Source organism: Cupriavidus sp. UGS-1, from assembly GCF_021213615.1.
Lineage (GTDB): Bacteria > Pseudomonadota > Gammaproteobacteria > Burkholderiales > Burkholderiaceae > Cupriavidus.
Genome location: NZ_JAJQJF010000008.1, coordinates 171,189 through 186,510, shown reverse-complemented (window position 1 = coordinate 186,510; position 15,322 = coordinate 171,189). Strand labels below are relative to the sequence as shown.

Annotated in this window: 14 protein-coding genes; 11 read left to right on the top strand and 3 right to left on the bottom strand. The window is 67.4% G+C overall.

The annotated features are described in order from the left end of the window. Nucleotides 1-91 precede the first annotated feature (91 nt). Nucleotides 92-2,839, top strand: coding sequence for a methionine synthase (gene metH, locus LRR16_RS13090; RefSeq protein ID WP_082928413.1), 2,748 nt, complete (start codon nt 92-94; stop codon nt 2,837-2,839). A 250-nt stretch (nt 2,840-3,089) separates the two neighbouring features. Then, the gene (locus LRR16_RS13085) at nt 3,090-3,593 is read left to right on the top strand and encodes a hypothetical protein (RefSeq protein WP_023263509.1); all 504 of its coding nucleotides are present in this window, start codon (nt 3,090-3,092) and stop codon (nt 3,591-3,593) included. Nucleotides 3,594-3,706: 113 nt separating this feature from the next. Here the strand turns inward: LRR16_RS13085 and LRR16_RS13080 are convergent, their stop codons facing one another. Further along, the gene (locus tag LRR16_RS13080) at nt 3,707-6,535 is read right to left on the bottom strand and encodes a pentapeptide repeat-containing protein (RefSeq protein ID WP_232206191.1); all 2,829 of its coding nucleotides are present in this window, start codon (nt 6,533-6,535) and stop codon (nt 3,707-3,709) included. Nucleotides 6,536-6,899: 364 nt separating this feature from the next. Between LRR16_RS13080 and LRR16_RS13075 the strand changes: the two genes are divergently transcribed. The 3 genes from LRR16_RS13075 to LRR16_RS13065 all read left to right on the top strand — a co-directional run bounded on the left by LRR16_RS13075 (nt 6,900) and on the right by LRR16_RS13065 (nt 8,316). Further along, complete coding sequence (locus tag LRR16_RS13075; RefSeq protein ID WP_006579377.1) at nt 6,900-7,532, top strand: response regulator transcription factor; 633 nt, start codon at nt 6,900-6,902, stop codon at nt 7,530-7,532. A gap of 97 nt (nt 7,533-7,629) precedes the next feature. Continuing rightward, complete coding sequence (locus LRR16_RS13070; protein WP_023263511.1) at nt 7,630-8,037, top strand: response regulator; 408 nt, start codon at nt 7,630-7,632, stop codon at nt 8,035-8,037. Between the two features lie 135 nt (nt 8,038-8,172). Next, entirely contained in the window at nt 8,173-8,316 is a 144-nt protein-coding gene (locus LRR16_RS13065; RefSeq protein ID WP_006579379.1) for an entericidin A/B family lipoprotein, read from the top strand. Nucleotides 8,317-8,364: 48 nt separating this feature from the next. Here LRR16_RS13065 and LRR16_RS13060 read toward each other — a convergent pair whose 3' ends face one another. Further along, a complete protein-coding gene (locus LRR16_RS13060; protein ID WP_232206190.1) occupies nt 8,365-9,888 on the bottom strand; it encodes a CHASE3 domain-containing protein in 1,524 nt (507 codons plus the stop codon). Nucleotides 9,889-10,160: 272 nt separating this feature from the next. On the opposite strand from LRR16_RS13060, the gene LRR16_RS13055 reads away from it, so the two are divergent. The 4 genes from LRR16_RS13055 (at nt 10,161) to LRR16_RS13040 (ending at nt 11,889) form a co-directional block, all read left to right on the top strand. After that, on the top strand, nt 10,161-10,334 hold the full coding sequence (locus LRR16_RS13055; RefSeq protein ID WP_006579617.1) for a DUF1328 family protein: 174 nt from the start codon (nt 10,161-10,163) through the stop codon (nt 10,332-10,334). Between the two features lie 81 nt (nt 10,335-10,415). Then, a complete protein-coding gene (locus tag LRR16_RS13050; protein WP_006579618.1) occupies nt 10,416-10,583 on the top strand; it encodes a DUF1328 domain-containing protein in 168 nt (55 codons plus the stop codon). Between the two features lie 142 nt (nt 10,584-10,725). Continuing rightward, nucleotides 10,726-11,187, top strand: a complete 462-nt coding sequence (locus LRR16_RS13045; protein ID WP_023264146.1) for a DUF883 family protein — start codon at nt 10,726-10,728, stop codon at nt 11,185-11,187. Nucleotides 11,188-11,295: 108 nt separating this feature from the next. Continuing rightward, entirely contained in the window at nt 11,296-11,889 is a 594-nt protein-coding gene (locus LRR16_RS13040; RefSeq protein WP_006579440.1) for a bacterioferritin, read from the top strand. A gap of 212 nt (nt 11,890-12,101) precedes the next feature. Here LRR16_RS13040 and LRR16_RS13035 read toward each other — a convergent pair whose 3' ends face one another. After that, a complete protein-coding gene (locus LRR16_RS13035; RefSeq protein ID WP_232206189.1) occupies nt 12,102-12,437 on the bottom strand; it encodes a DUF1840 domain-containing protein in 336 nt (111 codons plus the stop codon). A gap of 225 nt (nt 12,438-12,662) precedes the next feature. Here LRR16_RS13035 and argS point away from each other — a divergent pair, with 225 nt between their 5' ends. Further along, on the top strand, nt 12,663-14,450 hold the full coding sequence (gene argS, locus LRR16_RS13030; RefSeq protein WP_064575139.1) for an arginine--tRNA ligase: 1,788 nt from the start codon (nt 12,663-12,665) through the stop codon (nt 14,448-14,450). Between the two features lie 109 nt (nt 14,451-14,559). Continuing rightward, nucleotides 14,560-15,264: an SPOR domain-containing protein gene (locus LRR16_RS13025; RefSeq protein WP_064574896.1), complete on the top strand. Its 705-nt coding sequence runs from the start codon at nt 14,560-14,562 to the stop codon at nt 15,262-15,264. Nucleotides 15,265-15,322: the final 58 nt, after the last annotated feature.

Below are 15,322 nucleotides of genomic sequence, written 5' to 3'. Positions count from 1 at the left end.
CGGTCGTCCCGCCGCCCACGCCTTACCGGCGCGCCGCCGAACGGATCCGTCCCCGGCGCGCCGCGCATCCGATCCCGAACCTGAGTCCGCCATGTCTACCGATACCCGTCCCGCTCGTCCGATGCGCCTGTCCGGCCTGGAGCCGTTCACGCTTGGCGAGGGCAGCCTGTTCGTCAACGTCGGGGAACGCACCAACGTCACCGGCTCCAAGGCCTTCGCCCGGATGATCCTGAACGGCCAGTTCGACGAGGCGCTGGCGGTCGCGCGCCAGCAGGTCGAGAACGGCGCGCAGATCATCGACGTCAACATGGACGAGGCGATGCTCGACTCCAGGGCCGCGATGGTGCGCTTCCTGAATCTGATCGCGTCCGAGCCCGATATCGCGCGCGTGCCGATCATGATCGATTCGTCCAAGTGGGAGGTGATCGAGGCCGGCCTGCAATGCGTGCAGGGCAAGGCCGTGGTCAACTCGATCTCGCTGAAGGAAGGCGAGGAGCAATTCCGTCACCACGCCACGCTGATCCGCCGCTACGGCGCGGCCACCGTGGTGATGGCCTTCGACGAGCAGGGCCAGGCCGATACGTTCGCGCGCAAGACCGAGATCTGCAAGCGCAGCTACGACATCCTGGTCAATGAGGTCGGCTTCCCGCCCGAGGACATCATCTTCGACCCGAACATCTTCGCGGTCGCGACCGGCATCGAGGAACACAACAACTACGCGGTCGACTTCATCGAGGCGACCCGCTGGATCAAGCAGAACCTGCCGTACGCCAAGGTCAGCGGCGGCGTGTCGAACGTCTCGTTCTCGTTCCGCGGCAACGACGTCGTGCGCGAGGCCATCCACACGGTGTTCCTCTATCACGCGATCGCGGCCGGCATGGACATGGGCATCGTCAACGCCGGCCAGCTCGGCGTCTACGACCAGCTCGACGCCGAGCTGCGCGAGCGCGTCGAGGACGTGGTGCTGAACCGCCGTGCCGACGCGACCGACCGCCTGCTCGAGATCGCGGACCGCTACAAGGGCGGCGGCGCGAAGCGCGAGGAGAACCTCGAATGGCGCGGCACGCCGGAGAAGCCGGTGCCGGTGGCCGACCGCCTCGCGCATGCGCTGGTGCACGGCATCACCACCTTCATCGTCGAGGACACCGAGGAGGCGCGCCAGCAGATCGCCGCGCGCGGCGGCCGCCCGATCGAGGTGATCGAGGGCCCGCTGATGGACGGCATGAACATCGTCGGCGACCTGTTCGGCGCCGGCAAGATGTTCCTGCCGCAGGTGGTCAAGAGCGCGCGCGTGATGAAGCAGGCGGTGGCGCATCTGCTGCCCTTCATCGAAGAGGAGAAGCGCCTGCTGGCCGAGGCCGGCGGCGACGTGCGCGCGCGCGGCAAGATCGTGATCGCGACGGTCAAGGGCGACGTGCACGACATCGGCAAGAACATCGTGTCGGTCGTGCTCCAGTGCAACAACTTCGAGGTCGTCAACATGGGCGTGATGGTCCCGTGCAACGAGATCCTGGCCAAGGCCAAGGTCGAGGGCGCCGACATCATCGGCCTGTCCGGCCTGATCACGCCGTCGCTCGAGGAAATGGCCTACGTCGCCTCCGAGATGCAGCGCGACGACTATTTCCGCGTCAAGAAGATTCCGCTGCTGATCGGCGGCGCGACCACCTCGCGCGTGCACACCGCGGTCAAGATCGCGCCGAACTACGAAGGGCCGGTGGTCTACGTGCCCGATGCCTCGCGCTCGGTCAGCGTGGCCTCGAGCCTGTTGTCCGACGAGGGCGCGACGCGCTATCTGGACGAGCTGCGCGCCGACTACGAGCGCATCCGCACGCAGCACGCGAACAAGAAGGCCGTGCCGATGGTGACGCTGGCCGAGGCGCGCAAGAACAAGACGCCAGTCGACTGGAGCGGCTACGTGCCGCCGAAACCGAAATTCATCGGCCGCCGCGTGTTCCGCAACTACGACCTGGCGGAGCTGGCCAACTACATCGACTGGGCGCCGTTCTTCCAGACCTGGGATCTCGCGGGCAAATTCCCGGCGATCCTGAACGACGAGATCGTCGGCGAATCGGCGCGCCGGGTGTTCTCCGACGGCAAGGCGATGCTGGCGCGGCTGATCCAGGGCCGCTGGCTGACCGCCAACGGCGTGATCGCGCTGCTGCCGGCCAATACCGTCAACGACGACGACATCGAAATCTACACCGACGAGAGCCGCAGCCAGGTCGCGCTGACCTGGCACAACCTGCGCCAGCAGAGCGAGCGGCCGGTGGTCGACGGCGTGCGCCGGCCGAACCGGTGCCTGGCCGACTTCGTCGCGCCGAAGGACAGCGGCATCGCCGACTATGTCGGTCTGTTCGCGGTGACCGCCGGCATCGGCGTCGACAAGAAGGAAGCCCAGTTCGAGGCCGACCATGACGACTACAGCGCGATCATGCTGAAGGCGCTCGCCGATCGTCTCGCCGAGGCCTTCGCCGAATGCCTGCACGCGCGCGTTCGCCGCGACCTGTGGGGCTACGCCGCCGATGAATCGCTCGACAACGAACAGCTGATCGCGGAAGCCTATCGCGGCATCCGGCCCGCGCCCGGTTATCCCGCCTGCCCGGAGCACACGGTCAAGGGCCCGATGTTCCAGGTCCTCGATGCCGGCGAGATCGGCATGGGCTTGACCGACGCGCTGGCGATGACGCCGGCGGCCTCGGTCAGCGGCTTCTATCTGGCACATCCCGAAGCGACCTACTTCTCGGTCGGCAAGATCGGGCAGGACCAGCTGGAAGACATGGTGGCGCGCCGGCACGAAGACCGGACCGCGCTCGAGCGCGCGCTCGCGCCGAACCTGTAACGGTGTGCGAAGCCGCGCGGCCACGGCAGGCGCCGTCGGCGCGCGGCGCCACGCCGCAAGTCGTTGACGGGACTGGCGAAAGCCGCCATCGCGAGCGTGCCGCGGCCGGTGTGCCCGCTCACGACTCCTTACAGCGCATTACATCTCCTCACAGCATCGCGGTGGGGTGCTCCCTAGACTGAGGTCTCGCTCTCCAGGCGACAACCCGCGGCGAAAGCCTCGCCGCACAGTCATTCGAAAGGAGTACTCCATGAAGAAACTGCTGATCTCGCTGTCCGCCCTGTCGATCGCCGCCGCCTCGTCGCTGGCCATGGCGCAAGGTACGCAAGCCGGTGCGACCGGCGGCGCCGCCGGCTCGCTGACCGCGCCGACGGCAACGGCTCCGTCGGCCGGCGCCAACGCCGGCGTGAATGCGGGCGCTGAAGTCGCAGGAAGCCGCGCGAACATGGATACCGGCGTCAAGGCGGGCCTGAACGACAAGGCCGGCGAAATCGACGACACCCGCAAGAGCGCCAAGGACCGTGCGGCCACCGCCGGCAGCAAGGCCAAGTCGAAGGCCCACGACGCGCACGGCAAGACCAAGAGCAAGGCCAAGGACACGGTCGGCGCGGTGGAAGGCACCGCCGACAAGACGGTCGGCGCCGTTGGCGATACGGTCAGCGGCACCGCCGGCAAGGTGGGCGGCCTGGTCGGTGGCGCGACTGGCGGCACCTCGGCCACGGTCGGCGCGGGCGCGTCGGCCAAGGTTCAGTAAGTTCGCTGGATCCAGTAGATTCAGTAGAGGGATCGCCCGCGAGCAAGCGGGCCAGCGCGGCGTCGAATCGCCGCGCTGCCGGGGGGCGGAGGATCGAGGATCTCCGCCCTTTTTTATTGTTGCCTTGCGCGTGCCAACACGTTGCGCAAATGAGGGCGCCACTTCGATGGCCACACGGTATCGAAGATGGCCATTTCGCGCGTGTTGTCGGTCTGTTTCAAGGACAAGTCGAGCAGCATGTGCGTGGACAGCTCGTCGGTACATCTGTCCGAAAGCAGCCGCTCGATGTAGTTGCGGCGCACGGAGGCCATGGACGCGTCGATGCGGATGGCCGCATTGCCCAACGCCGCCGCATAGCGCCTCAGCGCAAACGGGCCATCATTGCTGGTGCCCAGGAATGCGTCGGAAGACAGCCGGGCCAGCACGGCGGCAACACACCACAGGAAATGCGATTGGCATGCCGGGTCCTCGCGATGGGACGGCATGGTGTCGAGCAGCGCCTCCAGATGGGCGGGGGTGGGTTGGACATCCTTTCCCTCGCCGATCAGCACCTCGTTGGAACGATACGCCAGCGCCTGCTGGTGTTCATGATCGACAAGCCGTCGGACGGCATGGTTGTCCGCGATTGCCGACCGGAAATCGGTCAGGTATTCACTGCCAAATGGCAGGACGGCAAGAAGCCCGTCATGCCATTGGTGCGACCGATTAGCTCCGGCGTAGGCGTTGTGCAGCAATGGGCAGGCGGCCAGATCCTTCCCGATGTCCGCAACGCCGCCAACGTCATAGCGTTGCGCGCCGGTATTCCCCGGCTCGGCAACCGCGGTCAGCCGGAGCATCGATTGCCAGGTCGGGGGCAGCGCCCCCTGACTTGACGACACGCCACTCTGCTCGAGGGACTCGCCGCGAATCAGGCAACCATAGTATTCCGGCGCCACCAGCAGCGCATATTGGCCTGCATCGCCGACGATCGGGAAGAACGTTTCGCCCTCGTCTTTCTCGAGCCGGGCCACCGTATCGGCGAGGGCGGGCGGCAATGTCGCGCGGTACGCGTCCATCAGCGCGGTCTTTCGTTGCGCCACCGATGCCGGCGCATCGGGCCGCGCGGCGAGAAAGACGAGCTGCATCACCAGCCCCGCGTGCTTGCGCGCCCAGGCAGCCCGGTTGCCCTCGCCCAGCGAGGCGATGGCGTCGTGCATCAATCCCGGCAGCAATGGGGCCGTTTCCGGCCACGCCAGCGGGCGGGAGTCGGCCGATCGTTCGGCTTCCCAATAGAGGCGCCGCAGGACCTGCCGCGCCGCCTCGGCTTCGTACTGCGGATGCTCCAGCAGCCAGTTGCGCAACGCGGCGCAACGCCGCACGTCGTCCCGGCAGCCGCAGGCGAGCTGGAACAGATACTCCGAGATCGTGCGCCGGGCGCGCGGAGACGGCGGCAGATCCCGCAACGGCGCGCCTGTTGTCAATTGCGCCAACGCTTCGTCGACGTCGCGGATCCGAATGGAAAAGTCGCTGCTCGCCTGCAGCGACAGTGTCAGCAGACACTTGCCATCGCCGACGTCGACGCGACTGAATCGTGCCCCCTCGACGGCGGCCCCGCCGAAGTCGGCGCCGCCAAGACCGGCTTCATTGAAGTGCGCATTGTGCAAGGTGGCGTGGTGAAAGGTCGTGCCCGCGAGGTCGACATTGTCGAAGCGTGCATCCGGCAGACAGGCGTAGCCGAACTCCGCGTTGGTCACCTTGGCACGGACGAAAATCGGCGTGGTGCCGTAGCAGCCCGTCAGCGCCGCGCCATCCATCTGCGCCCCCGCAAAAAGCGCGAACGACACGATAGCCCTCGACAGATTGGCGTGTTCGAGCCGTGCCTCGCGCAGCGTCGTGCCGATCAGACTGGCTTCGGTCATGTTCGCCTGCGACAGGTCCGCCCCGGGCAGCGCGGCCCTGGACAGGCGTGCCTTCGCCAGATTGGCGTGGCGCAGGTTGGCGCGGGCCATGCGCGCATCCTCCAGATCGGCGTTCGCCAGATTGGCGCCGGACAGGTCGGCGGACGCGAGCGTGGCACTGCCTAGCAGCGCGCCCTCCAGGTCGGCGTCAGCCAGGAGCGCGCCGCTCAGATCCAGTTTCGTCAGGTCGGCGCGGGCCAGTTTTGCGCCTCGCAGATCGGGGACCGTGCTAGGCGCGACACGCCTGGCGACTTCGGTCGCCCGCAGCGCGGCCTCGACCCGCGCACGGCCGGCGGCCGGAGACGGCGAGTCGGCCGATGCGCCGTCGCCCGCATGGCAGGTGCGCAACGCGCGCGTCAGCAGCTGTTCGATCGTTCGAACCGGCGGCGGCGACGACGAATTGCGAAACAGGTTGCGCAGCGCCTGCAGCAGCCGCGCCAGCGGCGTCGTCGGCTGCCCGATCGGCACCAGGCTTGCGGTGGCGTCGGCCATGCCCCGTTTGCCAGGCTCCACGTGCACGTAGTAGTCCTGGCCGTGATAGCGCAGCTTCGCCCCGTCCTTGCATTTCGCCAGGAACTCCTTGAACGGCAGCACGTTCAGATCGCGGCTGATGGCGAAGGCGCGGCACAGTTCGACCAGATGGCGATCGCTGGTGAAGCGGTGCACGCGGTCCGCCAGTTGCGCGTGGCGATTGGCCAGCCGCGTCGCCAGCATGGCGGCCTGGGCCTGCCGGCTCGCTTCCGCTGCCGGGGTCATGGCGCGCTCGCCGCTCCCCGATCGCGCCAGCGCCTGCACGACGTAGCGCGGCTTGTCCGCTGCGTTGTCCAGTCGGACGCTGAAGGCCTGCTTGCCTATCATCAGGTTTCCACCGAGGCGCAGCGCGCTCATCGTCGTCGCATCGAGATGGCTGACGTCGCGCACACTCTTGCAGCGCAGGGTCGCGGCGGTGGGCGCGAGGCGGGGCGAAGGCGCGGCAGGTGCCGGCGGGTGGGCGGGCACTGCCATGGAAGTGGTCTGGGCGGGCATGTCGTAAAGGAGTGGGATTGCCGGGGAGGGATGGCGGGAGCAGGGATTGGAGCGCGCTCCCCGGGAGGCTGCGAGATTGCCATCGGAAAACGCGGCACCGATATCAAAAAAATCCCCGGTTTGAACACCTGCTGACTCTGTTCCGCGAGATATGCCGGGCCAGTCATGCCGCCCGCCGCGATATGTCGTTTGGAAAGAAACGCCGTCGTGCCGGGCGCCATTGGCACGCCACATTGTCAGCCTGACACCGACATTCCCGGTGCTTTGTAATGACTACAATGCAACAGGCCAAACACAGCCTGGCCCCGGCGTCCGGGCAATACCATCGCAGGGGGGAAACTTCATGATTCGCGTCCTGATCGCCGACGATCACCAGATCGTCCGTGCCGGTCTGCGCCAGTTCATTTCCGACGAACCGGATATTCGCGTCGAAGGCGAGGCGGCCAGCGGCGACGAAGTGATGGCGCGGCTGCGCGAAACCGAGTTCGACGTGGTGGTGCTCGACATCTCGATGCCCGACCGCAACGGCATCGACGTGCTCAAGCTGATCCGCCAGCGGCATCCCGACCTGCCGGTGCTGATCCTGTCCACCTATCCCGAGGACCAGTACGCGATCAATCTGATCCGCGCCGGCGCGTCCGGCTATCTGACCAAGGAAAGCGCGCCCGACGATCTGGTCAAGGCGATCCGCACCGTCGCGCAGGGCCGGCGCTATGTCAGCCCGACCGTGGCCGAACTGCTGATCGGCGGGCTGGAGAAGCCGACCGACCAGCCGCTGCACCAGACCTTGTCGAAACGGGAATTCCAGATCTTCTGCAAGCTCTCGCGCGGCCAGTCCGTTTCGGTGATCGCCGACGAGCTGTTCCTCAGCGTCAAGACGGTCAGCACCTACCGCTCGCGCATCCTGGAGAAGATGGGCATGAAGACCAATGCCGATCTGACCTATTACGCGATCAAGAACGGCCTGGTCGAATAGACGGCAAGCCGTTCGTGCCCGCAACGAAGGGGCCGGCGGCGGTGCTGTAGGACGGACCCGGATACCTGGCCCCTGGCCCCATTGCTACCATCGAACCATGTTGGATCAAGCCGCGGCAACTCCCTACCGTACGCTGCGGGTCTTACTGATCGAGGACTCGGCGGTCCTGCGGAGCATGTTGCTGGAGTACTTGAACGCATTCTCCTTCGTCGAGACCGTCGATTGGGCGGATACCGAAAGCACTGCCATCCGCCTGTTCGAAAGCGGCAGGTATGAGGTCGTCATCGTCGACCTGCAATTGCGACAGGGCAACGGTATCAACGTGCTGCGGGCGATCCAGAAGGCGCAGGCGCCGGGCATCCGGATCGTCTACACCAATCATGCGCAGGTGCCTACCTACCGGCGTCAGTGCGCCGAAGCGGGGGCCGACTATTTTTTCGACAAGTCGCTCGAGCTCGAACAGGTATTCCGCGTGATCGAGGAATACGCGCAGGCACCGTCCTGAGTTCGGCCGAATGGCTTGAGGCTGGCGGCCGGCGACGACGATTCGTGCTGAGCTCCATCGACCGATCCTTGAGCAGCAAATTTTTTTTCCGTCGCGGCAACGCGCCGCACCCCTCGCCAAGCAAAGGAGATCGTCATGAAAAAGCTGATCGCGCTGTTCGCACTTGCCGGTGTCACGCTGATTACGGGTTGCAACACCATCGCCGGTGCCGGCAAGGACATCGAAAGGGGCGGCGAGAAGATGCAGGGCTCGGCGGAGGAAACCAAACGCAAGATGTAATGCGTCCCGGCGCAGCCATCGACAAGGAGCCTTTCCAGGCTCCTTTTTTCATGCGCCGTGGCCGTGCTGCGGCGCTCCGGTGGGGCGGGCCGGCGACGGCTCGGTGCCGGGGGCGGCCGGCCGCGGCGGCGTCGCTTCGGCCTGCGCCGGCGCCGCCATCGGCAGTTCGTGCGGCAGCGGCGCGTCGTCCTCGTCCAGCGACGGCGGCGGGGCCACCACGGCGTCGGTCAGCGGCACCTCGACACGGATCGTGACGCCTGCCCCGGGCGTCGACTCGATCTGCAGCGTGCCGCCCAGCGCGATCACCCGCTGCTCCATGCCGAGCAGGCCATGGTGGCCCGAGGTGCGGCGCGTCTCGATATCGGCCGGCAGGCCGCGGCCGTTGTCGCTGACCTTCAGCAGCAGATGATCGTCGGTGCGGGTCAGCGCGACCGACACGCGGCTCGCTTCCGCGTACTTGGTCGCGTTGGTCAGCGACTCCTGCACGATGCGGTACAGCGCGATGGCGGCGGCATCGCGCAGCGGCGGCACCGACGGATCGAGTTCGACCTCGGTCTGCCAGTGGTTGCGCGTGCCGACTTCCTCGACCAGCTGGGCGATCGCTTCCTTCAGGCCGAGGTTCAGCAGCACGGTGGGGCGCAGGTCCTCGATCAGCCGGCGCTTGATCTGGATGCCCTGGTCCACATGCAGCATCACGCGCGTGATCTTTTCCTGGATCTCGGGATAGTCGTTCTGCAGGCGCCGGCGGATCCAGTGCATGTCGAGCTTGGTGGCGGTCAGGATCGCGCCGAGTTCGTCGTGCAGCTCGCGCGCCAGCCGCGTCTTCTCGTCCTCGGTGACGCGCTGCAGGTGCGAGGCCAGCGCCGACAACTGGCGCGTGCGCGCGCGCACCATGCGGTCCAGCCGCGCGCTTTCCTCCTCGAGCTCGCTGCGCGCGGCCTCCGACACCGCCAGCCGGCGCGAATGCTGGAAGCCGACGATGACCAGCAGCACGATGTTGATCGCGGTCAGCAGGCCGATGCCGTAGCGCGACAGGTTGATGTCGCGGTCGGCGTTCTCGAGATTGCGCGACACCGACGCGGCGGAGCGCGCGCGCAGCGTCTCCAGGCCGAGCCGCGCCTTCTCCATCGTCTGCTTGCCGAAGTCGGTGCGGATCAGATCGAGCGCGACCTCGACATCGCGCTTGCCGTAGATCAGCGTCAGCTCCATTTCCGTCAGCTTGCGGCTGATCAGCAGCGACGCCTCGCCGAACTGCTTCAACGCCTCGGGGTCGTCGGCGAAGCGGTTGCGGATGTCGTTCATCAGCGTGTTGATGCGCGGGATCGCGCGATGGTACGGCTCCAGATAGCTTTCCTTGCCGGTCAGCAGGTAGCCGCGCTGGCCCGCCTCGGCGTTGACGAGTTCGGCCAGCAGCGCGCTGATGTCGCTCTGCACGTTCTGCGAGCGGATGACTTGCGAATACCCCTGGCGCAGCCGGATATTGCCGGCCTCCGAGGCGATCAGCACGACCACCGTGAGCAGGATGCCACCCGCGAGCAGCACGGTGGACCGCAACGACGATAGCTTCAACATGATGGAATTTCCTGGATTGCGCGCTCGCGGTCGCGCGCGGTGACTGCGCCGATGGAATCACAACGGTTGCGCCCGGTCAACCGATCCACGGACCCGCCCGGAGGCTTCGCAAGGCGGTGCTTCGCACGAGACCTGGCGCCGCGCCGGAGCTGTAGGAAACCGCTGACAGGGGAATCGGTGCAAGGTCGGTGCCTCGCCGAAGTGGCGATTCCTACCATGCTTGCATGGCCTGGCGCACCGAAGCACCGAGCCGCGAGAACAGGAGAAACACCATGCTGAAATGGGCGCTGATCTTTGCCGTGATTTCCATCGTCGCGGGACTGCTCGGTTTCACCGGCATCGCGGCGGGCGCGGCGGGCATCGCCAAGGTTCTGTTCTTCCTGTTCCTGATTCTGTTCGTGCTGTTCCTGGTGCTTGGGGTAACGATCTTCAAGTCGGTCAAATGACGGCCTACCCGACGATCCACCGCTCGCGTTTTCACGCGCCGTTGTGCTGAGGCAGTTCGATCCATCTAGGGGAGTTTCACCATGCTTTACTACGCACTGGTCTTTTTCATCATCGCCCTGGTCGCCGCCGTGTTCGGCTTTGGCGGCATCGCTGCCGGCGCGGTCGAGATCGCGAAGATCCTGTTCTTCATCTTCCTGGTAGTGGCGCTGGTGACCTTCGTCATGAGCCTGGTCCGCAAAGGCCGATGAACGGTCGATGAGCGGCCGATGAACGGGCCGACGATGGCCCGTCGATCGTCGGCCGGCCCTGCGCCAGGTCGCCTGCATTGCGTCGGCCAAGCGCGGCGCGTCGCGCCGCGCGTTGGCCGACGCGCGTCTTAAGGAGAGTCCCATGCTGACCCACAATCCGAAGGTGAAGAAGGAAGTCCGCCATCTTGCCGATTGCGCCAGCGATACGGTGCGCCAGCTGCGCCATGCCGCCCGCGATACCAGCGGCGCCGCGCGCGAGGCCGCCACGCCGGTGGTGGACGAGGTGAGGGGACTGATCTCGGCACTGGAACACACGATCGAGGTGCTGGCGCGCGAAGGCTCGTCCGAGGCCGCGCAGGCCAGCCGCCGGCTGCAGACGCGGGCCCGCATGCTGGCCGACCAGGCACGCGAGGCCACGATGCAGAGCGCGGGACGTGCGCGCGAGCGCGTCGACCAGGCCGTCGTCGGCGTGCAGCATCGCGTCGCCGAGTCTCCGTTCCGCGCCATCGCGATCGCCGCGGCTGTCGGTGCGATCGCCGCGCTGCTGCTGGTGGGCGGCAGCAGCCGCCGCCGCAGCGAGGACGGCCACTACGACGGCAACTGAGGGCCAACCCGGCGACGCAAGCCGAGCCGCGGCAACCAGCGACGGCAACGGAGGCAACGCACCTCCGGCCCGAACCCCACAAAGCAACCTGACAGGAGAACCGCACACATGGACACCCAGACCACGGGCGCCGCCTCTTCCCGCACCGATGCCTCCTCCGCCGGCAAGGGGCCGACCCAGGGCTTTCTGTCGGATGTCGCCACCATCCGCGCACGTGCCCGCAAACATATCGAGGACGGCGCGGTCACCGAAAACTACGACGCGGACCGTGCGACCGTGCTCAAGCTGCTGAACGAGGCGCTGGCCACCGAGCTGGTCTGCGTGCTGCGCTATCGGCGCCACCACTTCATGGCCAAGGGCATCCACGCCGAGCCGATCGCGGCCGAGTTCAAGGTCCACGCCGATGAAGAGCAGGCGCACGCCGACCGCATCGCCGCGCGCATCGTGCAGCTGGGCGGCGAGCCGGATTTTTCGCCCGACGGCCTGTCGGCGCGCAGCCATTCGGAATATGTCGCGCCCAACGGGCTGACCGACATGATCCGCGAGAACCTGATCGCCGAACGGATCGCAATCGAGAGCTATCGCGAGATGATCCAGTACATGGGCGAGCGCGACCCGACCACGCGGCGCATCCTCGAGGAGATCCTCGCGGTCGAGGAGGAGCACGCCGACGAACTGGCCGACATGCTCAGCAAGGAATAGCGGTCGCGCTCAGCGGTGGCGCATGCCGCCATCAAGAATGTCGCCGGCGCTGCCGATGTCGCCATCGGCGGCGCCGGACAAGGAATTGCGGTGCCTCCCCCGACGCCGCAATATCGCAGTACCCCCCTTCGGATCCCCCCTGGTCCGGTGCCCGGTCCGCCCCCAGCGGCCGGGCTGTTTTTTTTGGGGGAGGGGGGAACGCCTGACTTGCGTCAGACGCCCCACAACACGTCGCAGCCCTCGCGCTGCGAGGCCCGCAGCATGTCCAGGAAGGGATAGGCGCGCTGTCCCAGGTGCAGCGGCTCTTCGTCGTCGTCGTCGTAGTCGTCGCCCTTGCCGCGCTGTTCCTCGGGCAGCTGGCTCTGCGCCGGGGACTGCTTTGCCTGCATCACCGCGGCCTCGAGCCGGTGGATCGCGCGCGGCAGCTCTTCCTTGGTGATCACCCCGCGCTCGCCGACGTGCTTGCCGATGATGCCGAGCAACGTGACGGCGAGATCGTTCATCATGATCAGGTCTTGCGCCGCGTGGGATTTGAAGGTGATCAGCATGGTGGTTCCTTGTCAGCCATGTTGGGATGGTAGCCGTCCTGCTCCGGCGTGCCGGGAGCCGGCCGACTGGCTCCTGCGGATGATGTCAGCATAGCACCTGATAAAATCCGCGTTCTGCAATCGATTGCCCGTGCCGCGCTGCGGCATCGCCACGCTGCCGGTGACGGCACCGCCACTATGGCCGAAGCCATCGCGGTCCTGTGTGGCGCGCGGGCCCAGACATTCATGCTGCCTGTTCAGACCTCCAAACTTGCCGCCGCGTTCACCGATGCGGTACGCGCACTGGCGCCGGCCGATGCCGTGCTGCCCGCTGTCGCCTTCGAACGGCCCAAGGTGGCCGCCCACGGCGATCTCGCCTGCAATCTGGCGATGCAGGTGGCCCGCACGCTCAAGCGCAATCCGCGCGAGCTGGCGCAGCAGATCGTCGACGCGGTGAAGGCTGATGCGCGTACCGCCTCGCTGGTGGCAAGCCTGGAGATCGCCGGCCCCGGCTTCATCAACCTGCGGCTGACCCCGGCGGCCAAGGCCGAGACGCTGCGCGCGGTGCTGCAGCAGGGCGATGGCTATGGCGCCCAGCAGCAGGGCGCGCGCGGCCAGGTACTGGTCGAGTTCGTGTCGGCCAACCCGACCGGCCCGCTGCACGTCGGCCACGGCCGCCAGGCCGCGCTGGGCGACGCGCTCGCCAACCTGCTGTCGTGGCAGGGCTACGCCGTGCACCGCGAGTTCTACTACAACGACGCCGGCGTGCAGATCCAGAACCTGGCGATCTCGGTGCAGGCGCGCGCCCGCGGCCTGAAGCCGGGCGAGGCCGGCTGGCCAGAGGCCGCCTACAACGGCGACTACATCGCCGACATCGCCGCCGATTTCCTCGCCGGCAAGACCGTGCGCGCCTCCGACGGCGAGCCGGTGACCGCCTCCGGCGACGTCGAGGATCTGGACTCGATCCGCAAGTTCGCCGTCACCTACCTGCGCAACGAGCAGGACATCGACCTGCAGGCGTTCGGCGTCAAGTTCGACCGCTACTATCTGGAGTCGTCGCTGTACACCGACGGCAAGGTCGAGGAGGCCGTGCGCACGCTGATCGCCAAGGGCAAGACCTACGAGAGCGAAGGCGCGCTGTGGCTGCGCACCACCGAAGACGGCGACGACAAGGACCGGGTGATGCGCAAGGGCGATGGCAGCTATACCTACTTCGTGCCGGACGTCGCCTATCACACCACCAAGTGGCAGCGCGGCTTCCACAAGGTCATCAACGTGCAGGGCAGCGACCACCACGGCACCATTGCGCGCGTGCGGGCCGGCCTGCAGGGGCTGGAAATCGGCATCCCGGCCGGCTATCCCGACTACGTGCTGCACAAGATGGTCACCGTGATGAAGAACGGCGAGGAGGTCAAGATCTCCAAGCGCGCCGGTTCGTATGTCACGGTGCGTGACCTGATCGAATGGAGCAATGGCGGCGACGAGACCATCCGCGGCTGCCTGGAGACGGGCGTGGCCGACTGGCCGGCCCACTTCACGCGCGGCCGCGACGCGGTCCGCTTTTTCCTGCTGTCGCGCAAGGCCGATACCGAGTTCGTCTTCGACGTCGACCTGGCGCTCAAGCAGAACGACGAGAACCCGGTGTACTACGTCCAGTACGCGCACGCCCGCATCTGCTCGATCTTCGAGTCGTGGGGCGGCGAGGGGTGGCAGCAACGCCTGGCCGAGCTGGCGGGGGCCGACCTGGAGCCGGTGACCGGCGCCGCGGCGAGCCCGCAGGCGCTGGCGCTGGGACAGCGGCTGGCCGAATTCCCCGAGATGCTGGCCCAGGCCGCCAACGAGCTGGCGCCGCATGCGGTCGCCTTCTATCTGCGCGACCTGGCCGGCGACTTCCATGCCTTCTACAACGCCGACCGCGTGCTGGTCGACGACGAGCCGGTCAAGCTGGCGCGGCTCGCGCTGCTGGCGGCGACCCGCCAGGTGCTGCGCAACGGCCTCGCGGTGATCGGCGTGTCCGCGCCGCAGCGCATGTAAGGGGGGCAGCGCGGCCTGCCGGTGTCCCCACCGTCTGCGGGCCGCGGTGACCGGGCCGCCCGGCCGGGCACTGGCTCTATAATCTTCCGGCAATATCCAAGAGGACTCCATGCAACAGCAACGCAAGCGTGCCCCGCGCAAGGCCAGCCGCGCCCAGCAGCGCGGGGGTACGTTTCTCGGCCTGGTGCTCGGCCTGATCATCGGCCTGGCCATCGCGGTGGTGGTGGCGCTGTATATCACCAAGGCGCCGACGCCGTTCCAGCGCAAGGGCACGCCCAAGCCGGCCGAATCCGGCAACGTGGTCGGGACGCTGCCGTCGCCGGTGCAGGAGGCGCCGTCGGACCCGAACAAGCCGCTGTGGAGCAAGACCCCGCCCAAGCCGGTCGGCCCGCCCGCGGAGCCGGCGCATCGGGAGCCCGCCGCGCCGCCGGCGGCCAGGCCCGCGCCGACGCCGGAGGAAGCCGTCAAGCCCGCGCCGAAGACCGCGGAGAAGCCGGCCGAAAAGCCCGCCGAAAAGCCCGCCGAGCGTGCCGTGGCCGATCCGATCGCCGAGATTGCGCAGGCCGACGCCAACAAGGTCGGCTATCTGCTGCAGGTCGGCGCCTTCCGCTCGCAGGACGACGCCAACCGGCAGAAGGCCAACCTGGCGATGCAGGGCTTCGAGGCCAGGGTCACCGACCGCGAGGTCAATGGCGTCAAGCTGTACCGCGTACGGCTCGGCCCGTACAACAAGATCGAAGACATGAACCGCGCGCGCGACCGCCTGCAATCGGCCGGTTTCGAGGCGTCGGTGATCCGCTTCACCAAGCAGTAAGCCAGGAGGCGGCGGCGCCGGGGCGGGCTGAACCCGCGCGGCGCATCGCTGTCATACG

What these genes read in the sequence shown, in the direction of transcription:
- LRR16_RS13025 (WP_064574896.1), top strand. Translation starts at nt 14,560, where the DNA reads ATGCAACAGCAACGCAAGCGTGCCCCGCGCAAGGCCAGCCGCGCCCAG.
- LRR16_RS13075 (WP_006579377.1), top strand. Translation starts at nt 6,900, where the DNA reads ATGATTCGCGTCCTGATCGCCGACGATCACCAGATCGTCCGTGCCGGT.
- LRR16_RS13045 (WP_023264146.1), top strand. Translation starts at nt 10,726, where the DNA reads ATGCTGACCCACAATCCGAAGGTGAAGAAGGAAGTCCGCCATCTTGCC.
- LRR16_RS13080 (WP_232206191.1), bottom strand. Translation starts at nt 6,535, where the DNA reads ATGGCAGTGCCCGCCCACCCGCCGGCACCTGCCGCGCCTTCGCCCCGC.
- LRR16_RS13055 (WP_006579617.1), top strand. Translation starts at nt 10,161, where the DNA reads ATGCTGAAATGGGCGCTGATCTTTGCCGTGATTTCCATCGTCGCGGGA.
- argS (WP_064575139.1), top strand. Translation starts at nt 12,663, where the DNA reads ATGCTGCCTGTTCAGACCTCCAAACTTGCCGCCGCGTTCACCGATGCG.
- metH (WP_082928413.1), top strand. Translation starts at nt 92, where the DNA reads ATGTCTACCGATACCCGTCCCGCTCGTCCGATGCGCCTGTCCGGCCTG.
- LRR16_RS13060 (WP_232206190.1), bottom strand. Translation starts at nt 9,888, where the DNA reads ATGTTGAAGCTATCGTCGTTGCGGTCCACCGTGCTGCTCGCGGGTGGC.
- LRR16_RS13035 (WP_232206189.1), bottom strand. Translation starts at nt 12,437, where the DNA reads ATGCTGATCACCTTCAAATCCCACGCGGCGCAAGACCTGATCATGATG.
- LRR16_RS13085 (WP_023263509.1), top strand. Translation starts at nt 3,090, where the DNA reads ATGAAGAAACTGCTGATCTCGCTGTCCGCCCTGTCGATCGCCGCCGCC.
- LRR16_RS13040 (WP_006579440.1), top strand. Translation starts at nt 11,296, where the DNA reads ATGGACACCCAGACCACGGGCGCCGCCTCTTCCCGCACCGATGCCTCC.
- LRR16_RS13050 (WP_006579618.1), top strand. Translation starts at nt 10,416, where the DNA reads ATGCTTTACTACGCACTGGTCTTTTTCATCATCGCCCTGGTCGCCGCC.
- LRR16_RS13065 (WP_006579379.1), top strand. Translation starts at nt 8,173, where the DNA reads ATGAAAAAGCTGATCGCGCTGTTCGCACTTGCCGGTGTCACGCTGATT.
- LRR16_RS13070 (WP_023263511.1), top strand. Translation starts at nt 7,630, where the DNA reads ATGTTGGATCAAGCCGCGGCAACTCCCTACCGTACGCTGCGGGTCTTA.